The organism is Streptomyces sp. NBC_01257 (assembly GCF_035917255.1).
Classification (GTDB): Bacteria; Actinomycetota; Actinomycetes; order Streptomycetales; family Streptomycetaceae; genus Streptomyces.
Genome location: NZ_CP108472.1, coordinates 5628032 through 5646517 on the forward strand (window position 1 = coordinate 5628032; position 18486 = coordinate 5646517).

The 18486-nt window shown below is 73.0% G+C and carries 15 protein-coding genes; 9 read left to right on the forward strand and 6 right to left on the reverse strand.

The window, feature by feature from the left end; genetic code table 11:
* Positions 1-132: 132 nt before the first annotated feature.
* Positions 133-630: a 2-oxo-4-hydroxy-4-carboxy-5-ureidoimidazoline decarboxylase gene (locus OG408_RS24530; RefSeq protein WP_266781908.1), complete on the reverse strand. Its 498-nt coding sequence runs from the start codon at positions 628-630 to the stop codon at positions 133-135.
* Positions 631-981: 351 nt separating this feature from the next.
* Between OG408_RS24530 and OG408_RS24535 the strand changes: the two genes are divergently transcribed.
* From OG408_RS24535 to OG408_RS24555, 5 genes are all read left to right on the forward strand, one after another.
* Positions 982-2583, forward strand: coding sequence for a beta-N-acetylhexosaminidase (locus tag OG408_RS24535; RefSeq protein WP_326671960.1), 1602 nt, complete (start codon positions 982-984; stop codon positions 2581-2583).
* Between the two features lie 211 nt (positions 2584-2794).
* A complete protein-coding gene (locus tag OG408_RS24540) occupies positions 2795-3526 on the forward strand; it encodes a DUF4328 domain-containing protein (protein WP_285564797.1) in 732 nt (243 codons plus the stop codon).
* 183 nt (positions 3527-3709) lie between these two features.
* On the forward strand, positions 3710-4279 hold the full coding sequence (locus OG408_RS24545) for a hypothetical protein (RefSeq protein WP_266781914.1): 570 nt from the start codon (positions 3710-3712) through the stop codon (positions 4277-4279).
* A 326-nt stretch (positions 4280-4605) separates the two neighbouring features.
* On the forward strand, positions 4606-5445 hold the full coding sequence (locus OG408_RS24550; protein ID WP_326671962.1) for an RNA polymerase sigma factor: 840 nt from the start codon (positions 4606-4608) through the stop codon (positions 5443-5445).
* The gene (locus tag OG408_RS24555; protein ID WP_326671964.1) at positions 5445-6602 is read left to right on the forward strand and encodes a hypothetical protein; all 1158 of its coding nucleotides are present in this window, start codon (positions 5445-5447) and stop codon (positions 6600-6602) included. The genes OG408_RS24550 and OG408_RS24555 overlap by 1 nt, the downstream gene beginning before the upstream one ends.
* Before the next feature lie 185 nt (positions 6603-6787).
* Here the strand turns inward: OG408_RS24555 and OG408_RS24560 are convergent, their stop codons facing one another.
* Complete coding sequence (locus OG408_RS24560) at positions 6788-7714, reverse strand: L,D-transpeptidase family protein (protein WP_266781920.1); 927 nt, start codon at positions 7712-7714, stop codon at positions 6788-6790.
* 270 nt (positions 7715-7984) lie between these two features.
* On the opposite strand from OG408_RS24560, the gene OG408_RS24565 reads away from it, so the two are divergent.
* From OG408_RS24565 to leuE, 3 genes are all read left to right on the forward strand, one after another.
* Entirely contained in the window at positions 7985-9133 is a 1149-nt protein-coding gene (locus OG408_RS24565) for a hypothetical protein (RefSeq protein ID WP_326671966.1), read from the forward strand.
* 87 nt (positions 9134-9220) lie between these two features.
* The gene (locus OG408_RS24570) at positions 9221-9853 is read left to right on the forward strand and encodes a class F sortase (protein WP_266781924.1); all 633 of its coding nucleotides are present in this window, start codon (positions 9221-9223) and stop codon (positions 9851-9853) included.
* Between the two features lie 71 nt (positions 9854-9924).
* Entirely contained in the window at positions 9925-10593 is a 669-nt protein-coding gene (leuE, locus tag OG408_RS24575) for a leucine efflux protein LeuE (protein ID WP_285564793.1), read from the forward strand.
* A 15-nt stretch (positions 10594-10608) separates the two neighbouring features.
* Here the strand turns inward: leuE and OG408_RS24580 are convergent, their stop codons facing one another.
* Positions 10609-12054, reverse strand: coding sequence for an FAD-dependent monooxygenase (locus OG408_RS24580; protein WP_326671969.1), 1446 nt, complete (start codon positions 12052-12054; stop codon positions 10609-10611).
* 70 nt (positions 12055-12124) lie between these two features.
* Here OG408_RS24580 and OG408_RS24585 point away from each other — a divergent pair, with 70 nt between their 5' ends.
* On the forward strand, positions 12125-12772 hold the full coding sequence (locus tag OG408_RS24585) for a TetR/AcrR family transcriptional regulator C-terminal domain-containing protein (RefSeq protein ID WP_266781929.1): 648 nt from the start codon (positions 12125-12127) through the stop codon (positions 12770-12772).
* Positions 12773-12782: 10 nt separating this feature from the next.
* Here the strand turns inward: OG408_RS24585 and OG408_RS24590 are convergent, their stop codons facing one another.
* From OG408_RS24590 to OG408_RS24600, 3 genes are all read right to left on the reverse strand, one after another.
* Entirely contained in the window at positions 12783-13709 is a 927-nt protein-coding gene (locus OG408_RS24590) for a class I SAM-dependent methyltransferase (RefSeq protein ID WP_326671971.1), read from the reverse strand.
* A gap of 64 nt (positions 13710-13773) precedes the next feature.
* Positions 13774-16293, reverse strand: coding sequence for a YfhO family protein (locus OG408_RS24595; protein ID WP_326671973.1), 2520 nt, complete (start codon positions 16291-16293; stop codon positions 13774-13776).
* A gap of 158 nt (positions 16294-16451) precedes the next feature.
* Complete coding sequence (locus OG408_RS24600) at positions 16452-18425, reverse strand: tachylectin-related carbohydrate-binding protein (protein WP_326671975.1); 1974 nt, start codon at positions 18423-18425, stop codon at positions 16452-16454.
* Positions 18426-18486: the final 61 nt, after the last annotated feature.

The following is an 18486-nucleotide window of genomic DNA, read 5'->3' on the forward strand; positions in this document are numbered from 1 at the left end:
GATCGCGCCGGGGCCTCTGGTGTGATCAAAGTGGCAATGAATCAGGCACGGACGGGCTATGGACAGGCTCCGACGGGCCCGTTCCCCCGCTTGTGACGGGGAATCGGCGCACCGGGGCCCGCCGCCAACCCGTTACTGACTCGATACCAGCTCGATGATGCGGCCCCGGGCGAGTCGCCGCATCTCGTCGGCCGTCACCACGCGCTCCTGTTCGACGTCGTGCGCCAGCCGGGCCCGGATGCCGGCCAGCACCTGATCGGGGTGCTCGGCGGGCAGGACGCCGTCCAGGCAGATCACGAAGACATGACCGAACTTGCATTCGTACGCGGCGTGCGCGGCGGCCAGCGCCAGGTGGGCGGAGTGCGGCGCGTCCGGGTGCAGCCCGGGGGAGACCTCGGCGGCCAGCGCCTCGGAGCGGTCGGTGGGGGAGAGGTCGTAGCCCGCCTCGTCGGCGGCGGCGAGCAGGGCGTCCAGGTCCGGATACGGGCGGTGGGCGGCCAGCCGCTTCGCCCAGCGGTGGCTGCCGAAGCACTCCAGCAGGGCGGCCTCGGCCTCGGCGGCGGGCACGGTGTTGAAGGACCGCAGGGCGCAGGGGGCCGTCCGGCCGGGCGCGGATCCGCAGCTCTGCACGGGTACGGCGGTGCGCCGGGCGGACCGGTGCGGCTGCTCGGGGAGGCCGGCGTGGGACTCGCTGGACCTGGACAGCGTGGGCTCCTCGAATCAACGGCATCTGTGAACCTGGAGTGGGGAGGGACCGGAGAGACCAGGCGGATGCAGGGTGAAGGGAGAGACGAATGTGCCTCAAAGCTAGCGACGCGGGGCAACGGCCGTCCGACGGATGCGCGAATTTCACTCGGACGGGAGAGTTTCACGATGCCTGAGGGACGAATGGGCGAGGAGAATGCCCGGCTATCTCCCCCATCTCGCCTGTTTGATCGTCCTTCTGCTCTCTTTCCCCCTGAAACCGGAGGTTTCTGACCGATGGCACCCTCACGTGGCGCCCTCATGGCCGTGACGGCGGTGGCCGCGGCGGCCGTCACCGTCGCCGCCTGCGACAACTCCGGCACCGAACACCGGAACGGCTCGGAGACGTCCCCCTCGTCGTCGTCACCGTCCGCGTCCCCCGAGCCGTCCCCGACGCGGAGCTACCCGCTCTCGAAGACTCCCCGCACCATCCCCGCCGTACGGGATCACACCCCGGCCCGCGGCCCCGGCTGGCGGCCGGGGAAGAGCGGCGGCGTGGTGATCGGCGAGGGCGACAAGGGGCTCGCCGACGAAGGAAAGCTGCTCGCCGGCGAGCTGAAGATCGACTACCGGGGCGAGGTCCCGGCCCGGGCCGGTGACGTCGAGCTCGCCCTGGCCCCGAAGGCCGGGGGCGGCAGGGAGTCGTACACCCTGCGGACCCACGACGGACGGGTCACGATCAGCGGACCCGCCGAGGCGGGCGTCTTCTACGGCACCCGCACCCTCGAACAGTCGGTGCGCGCCGACGGCGTCATGCCCGAGGGCGAGGTGCGCGACCGCCCGGACCGCCCGCAGCGCGGGCTCAACCTCGACATCGCGCGCAAGCACTACACCGCCGGCTGGATCGAGGACCGGCTGCGCGACATGGCCGACCTCAAGCTCAACCAGCTCGGCCTGCACTTCTCCGACGACCAGGCCTTCCGCATCGAGTCCGACACCCACCCCGAGGTGGTGTCGCCCGAGCACCTGACCAAGGCGCAGGTGCGGCACATCGTCGCCCTGGCCGGCCGGCTGCACATCGAGGTCGTCCCCGAGATCGACTCACCGGGCCACCTCGGCGCGGTGCTGCGCGCCCACCCCGACCTCCAGCTGCGCAATGTCTCGGGCGTGCCCTCGAAGGGATCGCTCGACATCTCGAAGCCGGGCGCGGCGAAGCTCGTCGACGAACTCCTCGGCGAGTACACCGAACTGTTCGGGGGCGCCTACTGGCATCTGGGCGCCGACGAGTACCAGGCGCTGACGGTGCGGGACCCCGCCGCCTCGTACCCGCAGCTGCAGCGCGCGGCCGTGGACAAGTACGGGGCGCGGGCCGGTATCGAGGACCTCGCCACCGGCTGGCTCAACGACCGGGCCGCGGTGGTCCGTCCGCACGGCATGACGCCCAAGGCGTGGAACGACGGACTCTTCCGCGACAGCACCGTCCGGGCCGACAAGGACATCGAGGTGGAGTACTGGACGGGCAAGGAGTACGGGGCCCGGCCGCCGGTGGACTACCTGCGTGAGGGGTTCAAGATGCTGAACCTCAACGACGAGTTCCTCTATTACGTGCTCGGCCAGCCCAACACCTTCGTCTACCCCACGGGCAAACGCATCTACGAGCAGTGGACCCCCCTCGTCCTGCGCGGCACGAGCCCCGTCCCGGCGAAGTACTCGGATCAGATCCTCGGCGGCCGGTTCGCAGTCTGGGGCGATTTCCCGAACGCCCAGACCGCGGCACAGGTCGCGGAAGGCATCCGGATGCCGCTGCGGGCCACGTCCCAGAAGCTGTGGGATCCGGGCAAACCCAAGCTGACCTGGGACGGCTTCCGGGCGCTGGCGAAGGAGATCGACCAGGGCTGAGTGTGATTTCCGTGGACAGCGCGGCGGGCGGGGGCTACGTTCCGCTTGCCGCGTGGTCCGGGGAGGGACGCGCGCTCCATGCGTAGGCGTCCGAATCCTGGGGGGTTCCACTTTCATGCTCTGTTCACTCTGCGGTACGAGACCCGCCGGCACCGCTGACGGGCGGTGCACGCTGTGCGCCGTCACCCGTCGCAACCGGGCGGGCGGGCTGATGCCGACGCCGGAGGGGCCGCAGACCGCGCGCTCCCTGCGCTCACCGGTCGGGCTCGGCAAGGCGGTGTGCGTGCTGCTCGGCTCGGTGGCCGTGGCGGACGTGCTGTCGGTCGGGGCTGGTGCCTACGCGCACCAGGTGTACGCCGACGGAATGGCCGACGACTTCCTGAGGTTCGACGAGACGGCCGCGGACCGGGCGGACACGCTGTACCAGGCCTCCGGATCGCTCCAGGCGCTGACGTTTCTGGCCACCGCCGTCGTCTTCCTCATCTGGTTCCGCCGGGTGCGGCGCAACGCGGAGGTGTTCGACGCGCACGCCCACTCGCTGCGGCCGGGCTGGGCGATCGGCGCCTGGTTCGTACCCGTCGGCAACCTCTGGCTGCCCCACCGGGTCGCGGGCGGCATCTGGACCGCGAGTTCCCCGGGCGGCAGCAACCGGGCCCCGGCCCCGCGTGGGGTGCTGCACGCCTGGTGGGCTGTGCTGGTCGGCTCGGAACTCCTCTCCCGGCTCACCAATGGCCTGTACACGGACGCCGAGGGGCGGGACGAGGTCCTGGACTCCTTCGGCCTGGGCATGGCCATCGACGCGATCAACATCGCCGCCGCCGTGCTCGCGATCCTTTTCGTGCGCAGGCTGACCGCGATGCAGGGTGAGCGGGCGGCGGAGCGGGTCGCCCGGGTCGACTCGTCGATCCCGCCGGAGCGGGCGGAGTGGGGCCGGGCGCACTGAGAGCCGGGCGCGCTGAGAGCCGCTGAAGCAGGCGGCGGTGTCCGGACGACGGTAACCAGACGGCCCGAGTGACGCTTTTCGGCCATTCGGCGCTGAAGGCGATAAGAGAGTTTCCGGACTCTCCATGACGAAGCGCTGCGTCCCCGTGCGTCAGGGCACGGGGAGGGCCGACGGGAGACACCGATGAGCCTGCTCGAACTGATCGCCGCCGCTGACGCACGGGGGCTCGCCGCGAGCGGGACCGCCTGCCTCGACCGGTGCCTGCCGCAGCCCGCCGACGGGGCCGAGCCCGATCCGTTGCGCCCGCTCTGGTCCGGCTGCGCCGACCCGGACGCCTGGCCGGACCGGCTGGCCGACGCGCGCACCGCGCTGGACGCCCTGCCCGAAACGGAGGAAACGGTCCTGCGGATCCGGAAGCTGCTCGGCGAGGCGCCCGCGGACCGGGCCGAGGCGGAACTGCGCGCCTGGGCGGACGCCTGCTCGGTCCTGGCCCTCGACATCCACCGCGGGCACGACGCCGCCCGGAGCGATGCCACGGAGCTGGTGGACCGCTGCCGGACCGGCGAGCCTGGCGGGGCGGGCCCCCTGCTGTCCGGGGAGGCCGCCCGGCAGGTCCGGATCCTGGAGATGCTGGCGGAGATCGGCGACGGCGCCCCCACGGGGGCCGGACTGCGCCAGGTGATGGATGTCTCGACCGAGGGCCAGCGGGTGCTGCGCGCCGCGGCCTCGCGACGGGCCCGCGTACGCGGCTGAGCGTCTGCCGCCCCCGCCGGCCGGGTCGGCATCCGGCCCCGCCCTCACCTCAATGCAGGTCAGAGGGGGCAAATGGAACGACGACCGGGGCCGCCACCCCCCACAGGAGAGGCCCCGGTCGTCTTCCGCGGGGTCGCAGGACGACCCCGTACTCATCTCAGCGCCATGACTGCGTTTTCTGTCACACCGCCAAGCGCCAGAAGAATGTTGCGGGTTGTACAAGTCATGGACGTGATGCCCGAGAAGGACGTAGCGTGCTGAGTCGCGCAGGGTGGCGCGGCAGTGGTGACCAGCTGCGATTCAGGACAGCAGGGCAGGTTGAGGGAGTGCTGGGGGACGACGCGGGGCTTACTGCCGCGGTGCTCGCGGCACAGGACGGGGACGAGGACGCCTTCCGTACTGTGTACCGCGCTGTGCAGCCGCGGCTGCTGGGCTACATACGGACACTGGTGGGGGAGCCGGACGCCGAGGACGTGGCGTCCGAGTCGTGGCTGCAGATAGCCAGGGACCTCGACCGGTTCAGCGGTGACGCCGACCGGTTCCGGGGCTGGGCGGCGCGGATAGCGCGCAACCGGGCCCTGGACCATCTCCGGATGCGCGGCAGGCGCCCCGCCGTCGGCGGCGACGAGACGGAACTGTCCGAGAAGCCGGCCGGATCCGATACGGCCGACGAGGCGATCGAGGCCCTGGCCACCGGCCGCACCATGTCGCTCATCGCCCAGCTGCCGCAGGACCAGGCCGAGGCCGTCGTGCTGCGTGTGGTGGTCGGTCTCGACGCCAAGAGCGCGGCCCAGACGCTCGGCAAGCGGCCCGGAGCGGTCCGTACCGCCGCCCACCGCGGGCTGAAGCGCCTCGCCGAGCTGCTGCGGGCCGACAGCGCGGACGGGGTGGACGGTGCGAGCGGTGCGGAGCGGCCGGACGGGGGCGGGCTGCCGGTGGACGACGCCGCGGAATCCGGTCGTCCGCGCGGCGGCGCACCGGCCGGCGGAGTGGGCGCGCCCAGGGGGTCTGCCGACGGCACCGCCCCGGCACCCTCGCCGCAGGGCAACGGCGCGGGCCGGCCGATGGAACTCGGTGCCGTACCCGCACAACGCCCCTCCCGCACCGGCCTGGTGGCGCCCGCCGGTGTGACGCATTCGCGTCTGTGGACGCAGAAGGACATGTGATGGCCGACGAGCAGTACGAATGGCTTGACAAGGAAGCGGCGGAGAAACTGCTCCGCCGCGAACCGGTCGATCCTGCCGACGGCCTGCCCGGACAGGATGCCGAGAGGCTCACGGCCGCCCTGGACGCCGCGTTCCGCACCGCCCGCCCCGCCACCGGCGAACTGCCCGGCGAGGCCGCCGCGCTGGCCGCCTTCCGCGCCGCCCCCCGCGCGTCCCGCACCACCGGCGCCGCGTCCACGGGTCCGGTGCGGGCCACCGGGGCGGACGGCGACGCCGACGACGACGCCGGGATGCTCGCGCCCGTCCACATACGCGCGGCCGGTTCCGGCCCGGTGTCCCGGTCCGCGGGTTCCCGCGGCCCGCGCCCGATGCGCTGGAGCCGGCCCATCCGCTTCGGCCTGGTCGCCTCCGTCGCGTGCTGCGCGATCGGCGGGGTCGCCGCCGGGGCCGGGATGCTGCCCGGTCCCTTCGGCCGGCACACGCCGACACCCGCCACCTCGGTGTCGGCCGCCGCGTCCCCCGAGGAGCTCGGCTCCGACCTCACCGCCGAGGACGACGAGACGTCCACGCCGCCCGGATCCCCGGACGAGGGCACCGCGTCCCCGGACACCCCCGGCGCCGGCCGCACCGACGGTCCGGACACCGGCCGCCCCGACGCCGGCGGCAGCACCCCCCGGGAGGGCGGCGACGACAGCGGTGACAGCAGCGCCGGTCACCCGTCCGAAGGCCCCGCGGACCGCCCGTCGGACGGCTCCGGCACCACGCAGGGCCCGGAGGACCCGCAGGAAGGCGGCGGGTCGTCCGACGACACCGGGGACCAGACGGCCGGCTGGTACGCCAAGACGCTGAAGGCCTGCCGCGACTACCGCGACGGCAAGCTCGACGACGAGCGCAGGGACCGCCTGGTGGCGCTGGCCAAGGGGGCCCGCAATCTGGACCGGTTCTGCGACCGGATGCTCGACAAGGCCGACGGTCAGGGCGGCGGCAACCAGAGCGGCAACGACGGCGAGGACCGCGGCGACGGCGACGGCTCCTCGGGCACACTGCCGTCGGTCGACTTCTCCACGGCCTCCCCGCAGCCCTCCACCTCGTCCGGGGCCCCGCATTCCGGGACCTCCGGCTCTCCGGCGCCGGGCCTCTCCCTCGCCGTCCGATGACGGCCCGCACCACCCCGCCGCCCCGGGTGTGACGTTTTTCGGCCCCGGGGCGCAGTACGGAGTGAGCCGACTGGTCATCGGCAGCGCCCGGAGCCGGGGTTCCCCCCGTACCTACGGCTCGGCGCAATGGCGCGGGCGGGACACGTTCCCCCGGTCCCGCCCGCGCCCCTCATCCGCTACGGCGTTCACTTGTAGATGACGACCTTGTCGCCGTTGCGCACCTGGTCGAACAGCGAGGCGATCTTCCCCTCGTCCCGGACGTTGACGCAGCCGTGCGAGGCGCCGCTGTAGCCGCGGGCCGCGAAGTCCGACGAGTAGTGCACCGCCTGGCCGCCGCTGAAGAACATCGCGTACGGCATGGCCGTGTGGTAGATCGACGACACGTGGTGCCGCGACTTCCAGTAGACGGAGAAGGTGCCCTCGCGGGTCGGTGTGTACTGCGAGCCGAAGCGCACGTCCATCGACGAGACGACCTTGCCGTCGATCATCCAGGACAGCGAGCGGCTGTTCTTGCTGATGCAGATCACCCGGCCCGTCATGCAGCGCTTGTCCGGCTTCGCGGCCGGCCGGGTGGTCGGCGGGTTCAGCTCCGCGGCCGTCGGTGTGCGCGTCATGCCGAGCAGCTTCTGCCAGGTGACGGTGTCCGTCTTCCCGGTACGCGACAGCCCGCGCTTGCCCTGGAACGACTGCACGGCGGTGACCGTGACGGAGCCGTAGTAGCCCGTGGGGCTGCGGTCGAAGTGGCCTATCTGACGCAGCCGCGCCTGGAGTTCGCGCACCTGCTTGCCCTGCGCACCGCTCGCCATCAGCACCTTGGCCGGCGGCCGGGACTTCGGGGTGGACTTCGGCGTCGCCTTCTTCGGCGGTGCGCTCGGCTTCGCGCTCGCGGACGGCGAGGCGGACTCCGTGGTGTCCGTCCCGGGCTTGGCGTCGTCGGCGGCCGAACTGCCGGCCGGCCGCGAGGGTGCGGCGGACGAGCTGTCCGGGGTCTCCACCTTGCACCCCGCGGTCACGGCGACCAGCGTCAGTGCCGCGACGGCTGCGGACGCCACCCCCGTAGCCCGTCCGCCTCTGTGCGCGTGGCCGCGCCCGGTCCTGCTGCTGCGTATCATCTCGGCCCCCTGAATCTGCGGTATCCCTTGGGACGGATTCCCGCTCTGCCCGGTTGCCGAATCCTCCCGGACGGTATGGAGAGAGTCAGGGCCCTGCCGTACGCGCCGCCGCTGTCACGCGCCTGTGACGTGGAGCGGATGGCTCCGCTGTACACGGCACCTAGATTCGGTGATGCAGCCCGCACCGCCTCACGGCCCCACACACCGAGGAAAGCGGCATGCGACTCTCCCGCCTTCAGCCCGTACGGGCCTTTCCTCACGGAGTCGTTCATGTCTTTCCGTCCCTCGTACCGTCGCGTCTCCCTCCGTGCCGCCCTTGCCGCGGCCGTACTGGCGAGCGCCGTTCTCGCACCGGCCACCGCCGCCCTCGCCGACTCCGCTCCGGCCGCTCCGGCCGCCGGACAGGGGCAGCAGGCCACCGACGAAGGCACGCCGGTCCGCACCGACCTGCTCAAGGGCGGTCTCACCGCCCGGGTGTTCAAGCACGGTGACCAGCACATCTACTACACCGCCGCGGTCCTCAAGGGCAGCAAGGAGCTCGGCACCCTCCGGGCCGGCGGTGGTTACGCCGCCGAGGACAGCAAGGTCTTCGACGGCATCGAGGTGACGCTGGACTTCACCGGGGCCGTCACGTCCGCCGTCGACGCGGGCAGCGACGGCCAGGGGCCCGTCACCCCGGCGGGTGTGCTGGTCCACACCGACCGGCTCAAGGGCGACCTCACCGCCAAGGTCTACAAGCACGGCGACACGGACGTGTACTACAGCGCCGACATCGACCGTAAGGGCAAGGTGCTCGCCGGACTCGTGGCCGGATTCGGGCACGGGAAGCAGGACACCAAGGTCTACGGCGACATCTCCGTCACGCTCCACTCCGACGGCCGGATCACCTCGGCCGACGACCACGGCAGCGACGGCCAGGGCCCGGTGACCCCTGTCCGGTGCGTCGCCACCGTGAACAAGGACATCGGGGCGGGCACCACGGCCCGGCTCAGCACCGGCCCGTCCGGGCCGTCCGTCGTCTTCCTGGACGCGGGGAGCGGCAAGGTCGTCGGGCAGCTCTCCCGGCTGCACCCGGAACTGCCCGCGAGCGCCGGCTTCCTCGGCGAGATCATCGGCCCGGACAGCGTCGCGCCGCGGCTGCGCACCAACATGGAGGGCGGCGGCCACCCGGCGTCCGTCACCGAATTCCCGGAGCTTCCCGCCGGGTGCAGCTACACCTACACCCGGACGTCGGGCAACGGCAGCGAGACGCAGACCTCGCAGACCTCGGTCGTCCCGAAGGGCAGCGTCGCGGCCGGTGCCGAGATCGAGCAGCACGGCAGCCCGGTCCTGATCGCCGTCGGCGGTGCGGCCGCGGCGGGTGCGGCGGGCCTCGGCTTCGTCGTCCTGCGCCGCCGCACGGCGGCCGCCGGCCGCTGACCCGGCCGAACCCGTCGTCCCACGTCAGAGGAGAGGCCGTCGCGCCATGCGACGGCCTCACCCGTTCCGCCTGTCGGGAGTCCCCGTATGCACGTCTCTCTCGCGCGCCGTCCGACGGCGGCGTCGTTCGCCGCACTTGCCGCCCTCGCAGCCCTCGCCGCCCTGCCGGGCTGCGCCTCGGACGACCGGGCCGCCACCCCGCCCGCACACATCGCCGCCTCACCGGCGGCGTCGGCTCCGTCCGCACCGTCGGCCAGGGCCACCCCGATGCCGGCCTCCCGGCCGGTCCGGGTCCGGATCCCCTCGGCGGGCGTCGACACCGGCCCGGTCCTGAACCTGGGACTGGCGTCCGACGGCACCGTCGAGGTCCCGTCCGTGGCGCAGGCGGACCGGATCGGCTGGTACACCAAGGGCGTCACCCCCGGCGAGACCGGGCCCGCCGTCCTCATCGGCCACTTCGACACCGCCGAGGGCCCGGCCGTGCTGAGGAACGTCTCGAAGATCCGGCCCGGCGACCGCATCACCGTCACCCGGGCCGACGGCTCCGACGCCGTGTTCGCCGTACGACGGCTCCAGCAGGTCGACAAGGGCACCTTCCCGACCGACGAGGTGTACGGCGACACCGCGGCCCCCGAACTGCGGCTGATCACCTGCGGCGGAGAGCTGAGGGGCGGCCACCGGCCGGACAACATCATCGTCTTCGCGGACCTGGTGGGCTGAGGCTCCTGGCCCGGGGGCCCCGGAAACCCCCCGCTTCCGACGTCTCGCAGCCCCGTGCGACACTCCGTTTCATGCTGGGTGTCACCGATCTTCCGACCTATCTCGCCGGCCTCGTGCTCATCGTTCTGCTGCCGGGACCGAATTCGCTGTACGTGCTGTCCGTCGCCGCCCGGCGCGGGGTGCGGACCGGCTATGTCGCCGCCGCCGGGGTGTGGACCGGGGACACCGTGCTGATGACGCTGTCCGCGCTCGGGGCCTCGTCGCTGCTGCAGACGACGCCGGTGCTCTTCGCCGTGGTGAAGTTCGCCGGCGCGGGCTATCTGACCTGGCTGGCGATCGGGATGCTGCGGGCCGCGGTGTCGATGTGGCGCGAGCGGCACCGGCGGGTGGCCGAGCTCACCGGCGAGGGGGCGGACGGGGACGCGGTCCCGGGCACGATGGAGCGGCCGTACCGGCGGGCGCTGGTGGTCAGCCTGTTCAACCCGAAGGCGATCCTGTTCCTGATCTCGTTCTTCGTGCAGTTCGTCGATCCCGGGTACGCGTACCCGGCGCTCTCCTTCCTGGTGCTGGGCACCCTGCTCCAGATCGCCAGCTTCCTGTACCTGTCGATGCTGATCTTCGGCGGCACCCGGCTGTCCGCGGCGTTCCGCCGCCGCAAGCGGCTCTCGGCGGGGGCCACGTCCGCCGCGGGTGTGCTGTTCCTCGGCTTCGCGGCCAAGCTCTCGCTCAGCAGCGTCTGACCCGGGCCCGCGCGCTCATTCGGCCCGGTCCGGCGAGACGCCCGCGAGGCCCAGCGGCGCCAGGTACTCGGCGAGCCCGGTCGTGTCCTCGCCCGCCCACCCGATGTATCCGTCGGGACGGACCAGGAACAGCCCCTTGCCGTACGCCTCGTAGGCGGCGGTGCGGTGCACCCGGATGCCGGGGCCGGCGAACCGCGGCAGCTCCGCGTCGGTGCCGACCGCCAGCAGTGTGAAGTGCGGGCCCCGGAAGACGTCGAACAGCCGCCGGTCGCCCGAGGGGCCGTCGGGGGCCCGGTCGCCGGCCTCCAGCACGCCCGCGCTGCCCACCGACAAAGGTCCCTCGCGGTAGCCGAGGCCCAGCTGCTGCGCGGCCGCTCCCCGCTCCTGCTGGCCGCGGTGGATACGCGTGGACAGGCCGAGCATCTCGGCGGCGACCGGGCGGCGCTCCTCCTCGTAACTGCCGAGCAGCGCCTCGGGCGCCCCGTGCCGCAGCACCTGGCCGAGCTTCCAGCCCAGGTTGTAGGCGTCCTGGACGCTGGTGTTGAGCCCCTGGCCGCCCGCGGGGGAGTGGACGTGGGCGGCGTCCCCGGCCAGGAAGACCCGTCCCTCGCGGAACCGGTCGGCGAGGGCGGCGCGCGGCCGGAAGTCGGAGGCCCAGAGGACCTCGGTGATGTCCCGCGCGTCCAGGTGGGTGCGTTCGGCGACCAGCGCGCGCACCCCGTCCGCCGAGGTGTCGGGTGCGCCCTCCTTGAACTGGGCGGCCAGCTGGAAGTCCACGGTCCCGGGCAGCGGGCAGAGCGTGATGAACCCCGCGTCGGTGTTCATCATGTGCCAGTTGAGCCGGTCGAGCGCGCCCTCGGCGACCCGCACGTCGGCGACCAGCATCGGCGCCGGGTCCACGGTCTCCCCGGTCATCGCGATGCCCAGGGCCCGCCGCACGGCGGAGCGGCCGCCGTCCGCCGCGACCAGGTAGGAGGCGCGGACCTCACCCGTGGACAGCCGGGCGGTGACCCCGTCGGCGTCCTGGTCGAGCCCGGTCAGCGCGGTCGAGAACACGACGTCGCCGCCGAGCTCGCGCAGCCGGGCCAGCAGGATCTCCTGGGTGCGCCACTGCGGCATCATCCACGGCTCTCCGTACGGCTCGGCGTCCGTCGGGGCGGCGACCCGGAACATCCGGTGCTCGCCCATCCGCTCACCGTTCTGCCAGGCCATCCCGACCGGGGCGGGACCGCCGTGCTCGCGGACCGCGTCGCCGACCCCGAGGTCGTCGAGGACCTCCCGGGTGCGGGGCTGGATTCCCTTGCCGCGCGATCCGGGGAAGAGCACGGGCGCCTGCTCGACGACGAGGGCGGGGACGCCGCGACGGGCCAGGTCGCAGGCCAGGGCGAGGCCGCAGGGACCCGCGCCGACGACGAGGACCGAGGTCTCCCTGATCGTTTCCTTAACGCTGTTAAGTTCCATGCTCCGGAGTGTGCACTTAACGCTGTAAAGTTGTCAAGGGAGGGCTGTCGGGGGCTGTTAGCTTGTCGAGGTGGGTACGACGAAGATCGACCGGTCCCGGGTGGCCGACACGGCGCTGCGGCTGCTGAACGAGGTGGGCCTGGAAGGGCTCAGCCTGCGCGCCATCGCGAAGGAGCTGGACGTCAAGGCGCCCGCCCTCTACTGGCACTTCAAGGACAAGCAGGCGCTGCTCGACGAGATGGCCACGGTGATGTACCGCCGGATGCTCGAAGAGGGGCTGCCGGGCCCGACCCCGGAGAGCTGGCAGGACCAGCTCGTCGCGTACAACAGCGGCCTGCGCGGCGCGCTGCTCCGCTACCGCGACGGGGCCAAGGTCTACGGCGGCGCGAAATTCACCGGCACCGACCACGCGGACGGGCTCGAAGGCCATCTGCGGACCATGGTCGACGCGGGCTTCGAGCTGTGGCAGGCGGTCCGGGCGGGCACCACCGCGTACTCCTACACGATGGGATTCGTCAGCGAGGAGCAGGGCGTCCGCCCGATGCCGGACCAGCAGCGCGAGGGCTTCGACATCGGGGAACGCGCGGAACGCCTGGCCCGCTACCCGCTGGCCGCCGCGGCGGGTGCGGAGATCTTCGCCAACTACGACGAGCGCTTCGAGGACGGTCTGCGGCTGATCGTCGCGGGCATCGAGGCGCGGTACGGCGGCCGGGCGTGAAGGGGTGGCGTCACTCCGCCCGCAGATACGCGGACGTCGACACCCGCCCCAGCATCCGCAGCCGCGAGGCGCCGCCCGCCAGGTGCTTGTCCAGGGCCTCCTGGACGCCCGGCCAGGACGCGTCGCCGTAGTCGTCGAGCACCACGACGCCGCCCGGGGCGACGATCTCCTCGACCCATTCCAGGTCGGCCGCGACGCCCTCCATGGAGTGGTCGCCGTCCACGACGATCACCCCGTACGTGCGGTCGGCGACCGCCGCCCGGACCTCCGGATCGGAGGAGAACCCCTGACGGATGCGCGGCTGATGGAGCGAACCCCCGCCGGTCAGCGCCAGGTTGGCCCGCACGACGTCCTCGCGCACCGGCGTCCCGGTGGGGTCGGCCGGCTGCGAGGTGCCGGGCTGGAGCTGGGACCCGGCCAGCGGGTCGACGATCGTGAGATCCGGTTCGAGGCCCGCCCGGTGCACCATCCGGGTCAGCGCCGACGCGAACAGCCCGTACAGCGTGCCGATTTCGAGGATGCTCCCGTTCGCCGGGGCCAGCAGCGGCACCGTCGCCAGCTTCCCGCACACATTGGACGTCGAGCCTGCCAGCCGGCCCACGCCGAGCGCCTCCAGCGCCACCACGGTCCGGTAGGCGACGACGACGCTGCGCCGCGCCTTCGCCTCGTCCCCGCACAGCACAGTGATCTGACGTACGAGTTCATCGATCTCGCGGGCGGGCGGAATCCGGTGCGCACCCCGCCCGGTGCCGTCCAGCAGCAGCCCCAGGGCGTACTGGCCGCGCCGCGCCTCCTCCGCGTCGCGGCGCAGGACGGCGAGCTCGCTCCGCAGCGGCTCGGCGGCACGTTCCACCCGCAGCCGGATGCGGCGGTCGACCAGGGCGATGGCGGGGCGCAGGGCGCGTTTCGTCAGACGATTGTTCAGAAGGGAGGGCATGGGTGGGAACGTACGCGCGCGGGCATGTCCCGTCCCACCACGCGCAGATGAAGTCTCGGTGTCGTCACGGCTGTCGGGGCAACCGAACCGCCCGCCCGCGCATCCGCGCCCGCGCCCGTGGGACCAGGGCCGTCGCCAGCAGCGCCGCCAGTGCCGCCGCCCCGGCGAGGCCCCCGGCCCGCAGCCCCGGCGGCCGGAACGCGCAGTCCACCGTCGTCCGGTCACCGTTCACCGGCACGGAGACCAGGCCGAGATACGAGCCGGCGGGCCGCCCGTCACAGCTCCACCCGGCGATCCGGGGAGCCGACAGCACGGCCACCCCGTGCGTGCCCGGGGGCAGTTCGGCCCTGACGCCGCTGCCCGTGACGGAGATCCGCGTGGCACCGGTCCGCTTCAGCCCGGCCACGGCGGCGGTCAGCCGCCCCCGGTCCAGACAGCCGACGGCCTCGTGCGGAACGGTCCCGTCCCGGGCCGCCCGCAGCGACACGGAGAGCTGCCCGCCACCCGTGCCCAGCCGCTGCATCCCGGCCCGACGCCCCGGCAACTCGCCTCGGAAATAGGCAAGTTCGCCCGCCTCCCCGAGCCGTGCCTTGCCGAACAGGTCGGGGGTCCACAGATACACCTCGCTGCCTGCGGGACAGTTCGCGCTCAGCGTGTACGCGCCGGGCCGCACCCGGTAGTCGTACGCGTCGGTGTCCTCCGCCGGCGTACCGTCCGCGGCGCGCAGGGCCGTCGCGGGCACCGTGTACACGGACGCGCCCAGCAGCATCTCCTGGTTGCGGAACGGCGAGCGGCCCGGCCGCGCGCCGGGATCGGCGGCGGGCCGTACCGTCACCAGCGGCGGCACGTCCTGCCGGGTGACGGTGACCGGGCGGTCGTCCGGGCTGTTCCAGCCCTGGTGGGGATCGCGCGGCACATGGACCCGGGCGCCGACCGAGAACACCGCGTCCGTCACCGGATTGTCCAGGCTGTGCAGGGCGCGGCCGTTCGACGTCCAGCCGGCGCCCAGCGCGAGGAACGTGCGGGTCAGCACGTCGGGGGTGTGGCTGCTGTAGTAGGCGCCGCCCTGCCCGCCCACCAGCATCGGGTCGTTGGCGGTGCTCTGCTCCAGGCCGGGGTCGGTCCGGTAGCGCGGCCAGCCGTCCGCACCGGCGACCGCGGCGCTCTGGAGGTCCTGGCGCTGCCCCCAGGGGGCGTAGTCGTCGAGCCGGTTCAGCCGCTGCCGGTCGGCGTAGGCGGTCGTCGCGGCGGCCTGCCCGGCCAGCGCGCCGACCAGCAGCAGCGCCGCGAGCACGGCGAACCTGCCGCTGCGGGCCAGGACCAGCGCGCCCAGCACCGCGACCAGACCCGCCGCGAACAGCGGGTACGTCCACCCGGTGACCAGTGCGCTCGACGCGGCACCGGCCGCGATGAGCACCACCACACCGCCGCCGCCCAGCAGCGCCCGCCGGTCCGGCCAGGCCGACGCCACCGCGGTCCAGGCGGCGATCACCACGAGGCCGGAGAGGACGAAGGTCTGCCGGAACGGGCTGCCGTTCGGCGTGGCGAAGGCGTGCCACAGCAGATGGGTGGGGCCCCACTGCAAGGACAGCGCGACCGCGGCCACCAGCCCCGCCCACACGAACCGTTCGGTGCGCGGCACCGCGCGCTGGAAGGCCAGCGCGCCGGCCAGCAGCAGGGCGCCGGTGCCGAGGAAGACCGCCGGACTGAAGAAGCTGTACGTGGCCGGCAGCAGCCGGGCCGCGACGTCCGGCCAGGCGGCCGGGGCGAACTCCCGTGTCCAGCCCGGGTAGGCGTGCCGCGTCCCCAGGAACACCGGCACCAGCACCGGCGCGGCCAGCCCGATCCCGATCGCCACGGTCCGCGCCGCCCGCCCCAGCCCCCGTACCCGCTCCCGTGACGTCCCGTCCTCCAGCAGCAGCCGCACCACCAGCACCAGCGCCGCGCCGAGCGTGGCCATGTACGCGGTGTAGAAGTTCGACACCCACGCCAGCGTCACCAGCAGCACCCCGAGCACCGGACGCCGCCCGGTGCGCGCCCACTCGCCGGCCAGGCACAGCAGGGGGAAGGCGATCAGCCCGTCCAGCCACATCGGGTTGTACACGGCCTCGACGACCGACCAGCCGCACAGCGCGTACGAGGCGCCGAGCACGGCCGCCATCCACTCCCGGCCGCGGCCCCGCCGCAGCGCGGTGAGCAGCCAGGTCATGGCCGCCGCCGCCACGCCGGTCTTCACCAGCGTGACCACGTAGACGGCCAGGTCGATCCGGTCCCGCGGGAAGACCCCGACGAGCAGCGCGAACGGGCTGCTCAGATACGTCCCCAGATCGGGCAGGAAGCTGGTGCCGAAGCCCGACTGCCAGTTGAGCAGCAGCCCGCCGTCCGCCTGCCCGTGCAGCAGGTCCCGGAGCCGGGTGTGGAACGGGACGAACTGGTTGCCCAGGTCGTTCACGCTGCGGGTGTGCGGGCCGAAGGGGTAGCTGCGGGCCACCGCGTCGCCGGCGCAGAGGGTGGCGACGGTGAGCAGTGCGGCCAGGGCGGCACCCCGGGCACGCGGCGACCGGAGAATCGACGGAGTCCTCATGATGGGTCGAATATGTCATCGAACATCGTGAAAACAGGGGCGTGGAAAGCCGGTTCACCTGATGGACGGCGGGGCTTCACGCAGCCATCCCCGCCCGGTCACGCACCGGGCCGGTGCCGGGGCGGAGCCGGCCTGCCGACCCCGCCCCGGCCACCCGGTCAGCTGCCGGACGGCTTGGGCAGCGCCCGGTCCTCGAACGCCGGGGCGACCGTGCCCGTGGCCGCGGAGCTGCGCGCCGCGAAGCTCTGCTGGACCTGGTAGACGCGGGTCTGGTTGTCGGCCGTACGGAAGGTGTAGGCCCAGGTCGGGCCCGCGCTGTTGGTGTAGGTGAAGGCGGTCGGCGCGGTGGCGGCGGACTCGAACGACGCCTGCTGCCAGGCCCGCCAGATGCCGCTGCCCTGGGTCGTCTCACCGGTGTTGTGGATGTAGCCGTCGGTGCCGCGCGCGGCTATCTCGGTGAGGCCGGTCAGCGGCGAGATGACGGCGCTGGGCTCGCCGTCGGCGGTCAGCCCGGCGACGGTCTCCCAGGTGCCGTACGCGCCGTTCTCGGCGGACTGGGCGGCGGTGACGATGTGGCCCTGGCCGTCGTTGGCGAACACCCGGATGCGGTAGCCGGGGTAGACCACGACCGAGGGCGTGCCGCTGATGTTCTGCGCGCCGAGCCCGGTCCAGGCGGACAGGGTGCCGTTGGCGGAGAACGTGGCGGTGGTCAGGGTGCCCGCGGTGGTGGTGGCGAAGAGCTGTACGCCGCCCCGGACGGTGACGGCGTGGAGCGTGCCGGCCAGCCCGGTGCCGCTGAGCGGCATCCAGCCCATGAAGTCCACGTTGGCCCGCTGCTGGATCCGGTACCAGGGCTTGCCGTCGGCGTCGACGGCGAACTGGACGAGCAGCCCGTCGGGGGTCTTCGCGGTGACGGGGTGGTGGGCCATGGCACCGGCCAGGTCGATCCAGCCGTTCCAGTCCGCGGAGGCCTTGGCGGTCTGGTTGCGCTGCCAGACGGCGCCGGAGGTGTTCTGCGCGGTGAGGACGACCCGGCCGTCGGTGTGCTCGGCGAGCGTGGGGCGTCCGGTGAACGCCTCGTTGCCGGACACGGTGGTCCACTGCACCCCGTTGAAGTCGGACGCGTCCGCCATCCTGCCGTGCACCAGCCGGCCGATGTTGTCCGTGTACGCGAACTCCAGCGAGCCCGTGCCGGACTGGGTCACCGCGGCCGGCGAGAAGCTCTCCAGCGGCACCGGCGGCGCGGCCGGGGTGTGGTTCGCGGTGATCCGGCAGGCGTCGGGCGCCCCCGACACGTTGGAGTAGTTCTGCCAGCCCGCGCTGCCGACGGTCTTGTTGTAGACCGGGAAGTCGCGGATGTTCTCGTCGAAGCGGTAGTAGTCGGCGACACCCGCCGCGTTCACACCGACCAGGGTGTCCCCGCCGATCGAGGTGATCCCCCGGCTGTACTGGCGCCAGTCGGCCAGGCTCTCCACGACGTGGCGCTCGATCCAGCGCTGGCTGGTGAAGTCGTAGCGCGAGCGGTAGAGCCGCCCGTCCGTCGCCGAACGGCCGTACACCACACCGGAGTCGGCGGCGACGATCAGGTCGTAGCGCTCCCAGCCCTGGTCGATGATCTTCCCGCTGTCGGCGCTGAAGGTGTCGGCGGCGGAGTCGTACTTGTACGTGCGCAGCGCGCCCTCGTTGTCCAGCACCCAGATCCGGTCGCCCCGGTCGATGGTGACCTGGTTGCGGTCCGCGGCCTTGGTCAGCCAGCCGAAGCTGGCGCTGATCTTCTTGTGGTGGATGTCCCAGGTGCCGGTCGAGCTGACCCGGTGGCTGAGGTAGAGCCCGTCGGCCTTGATTCCGTAGAAGCGCGCGCCCTGACCCGCCAGCATCCGGCCGTAGCCGGTCCAGCCGGTGTCGATGGTGCTGGGTGACGCCAGATTGCCACCGCTGACCGGGGTCGGCATGTCGTAGCGCAGCAGCTTGCCCGCGGAGTCCAGGGCGTATACGGGGCCCGTGGCCGTGCAGGTGGCGGACTCCGCCGCGTGTGCGGTGCCGGGCAGGGCCACGAGCAGCGGGAACGCGGTGATGGCGGCGGTCACGGCCGCGGCCAGGCGGGCGGTGCGTGGCGTCGAGTGGGAAGTCATGGAGTCGGACGCTAGGCGAGCGGCGGTGAACGGGGCGGTAGCGGCCGGATGAAGAAGGCGT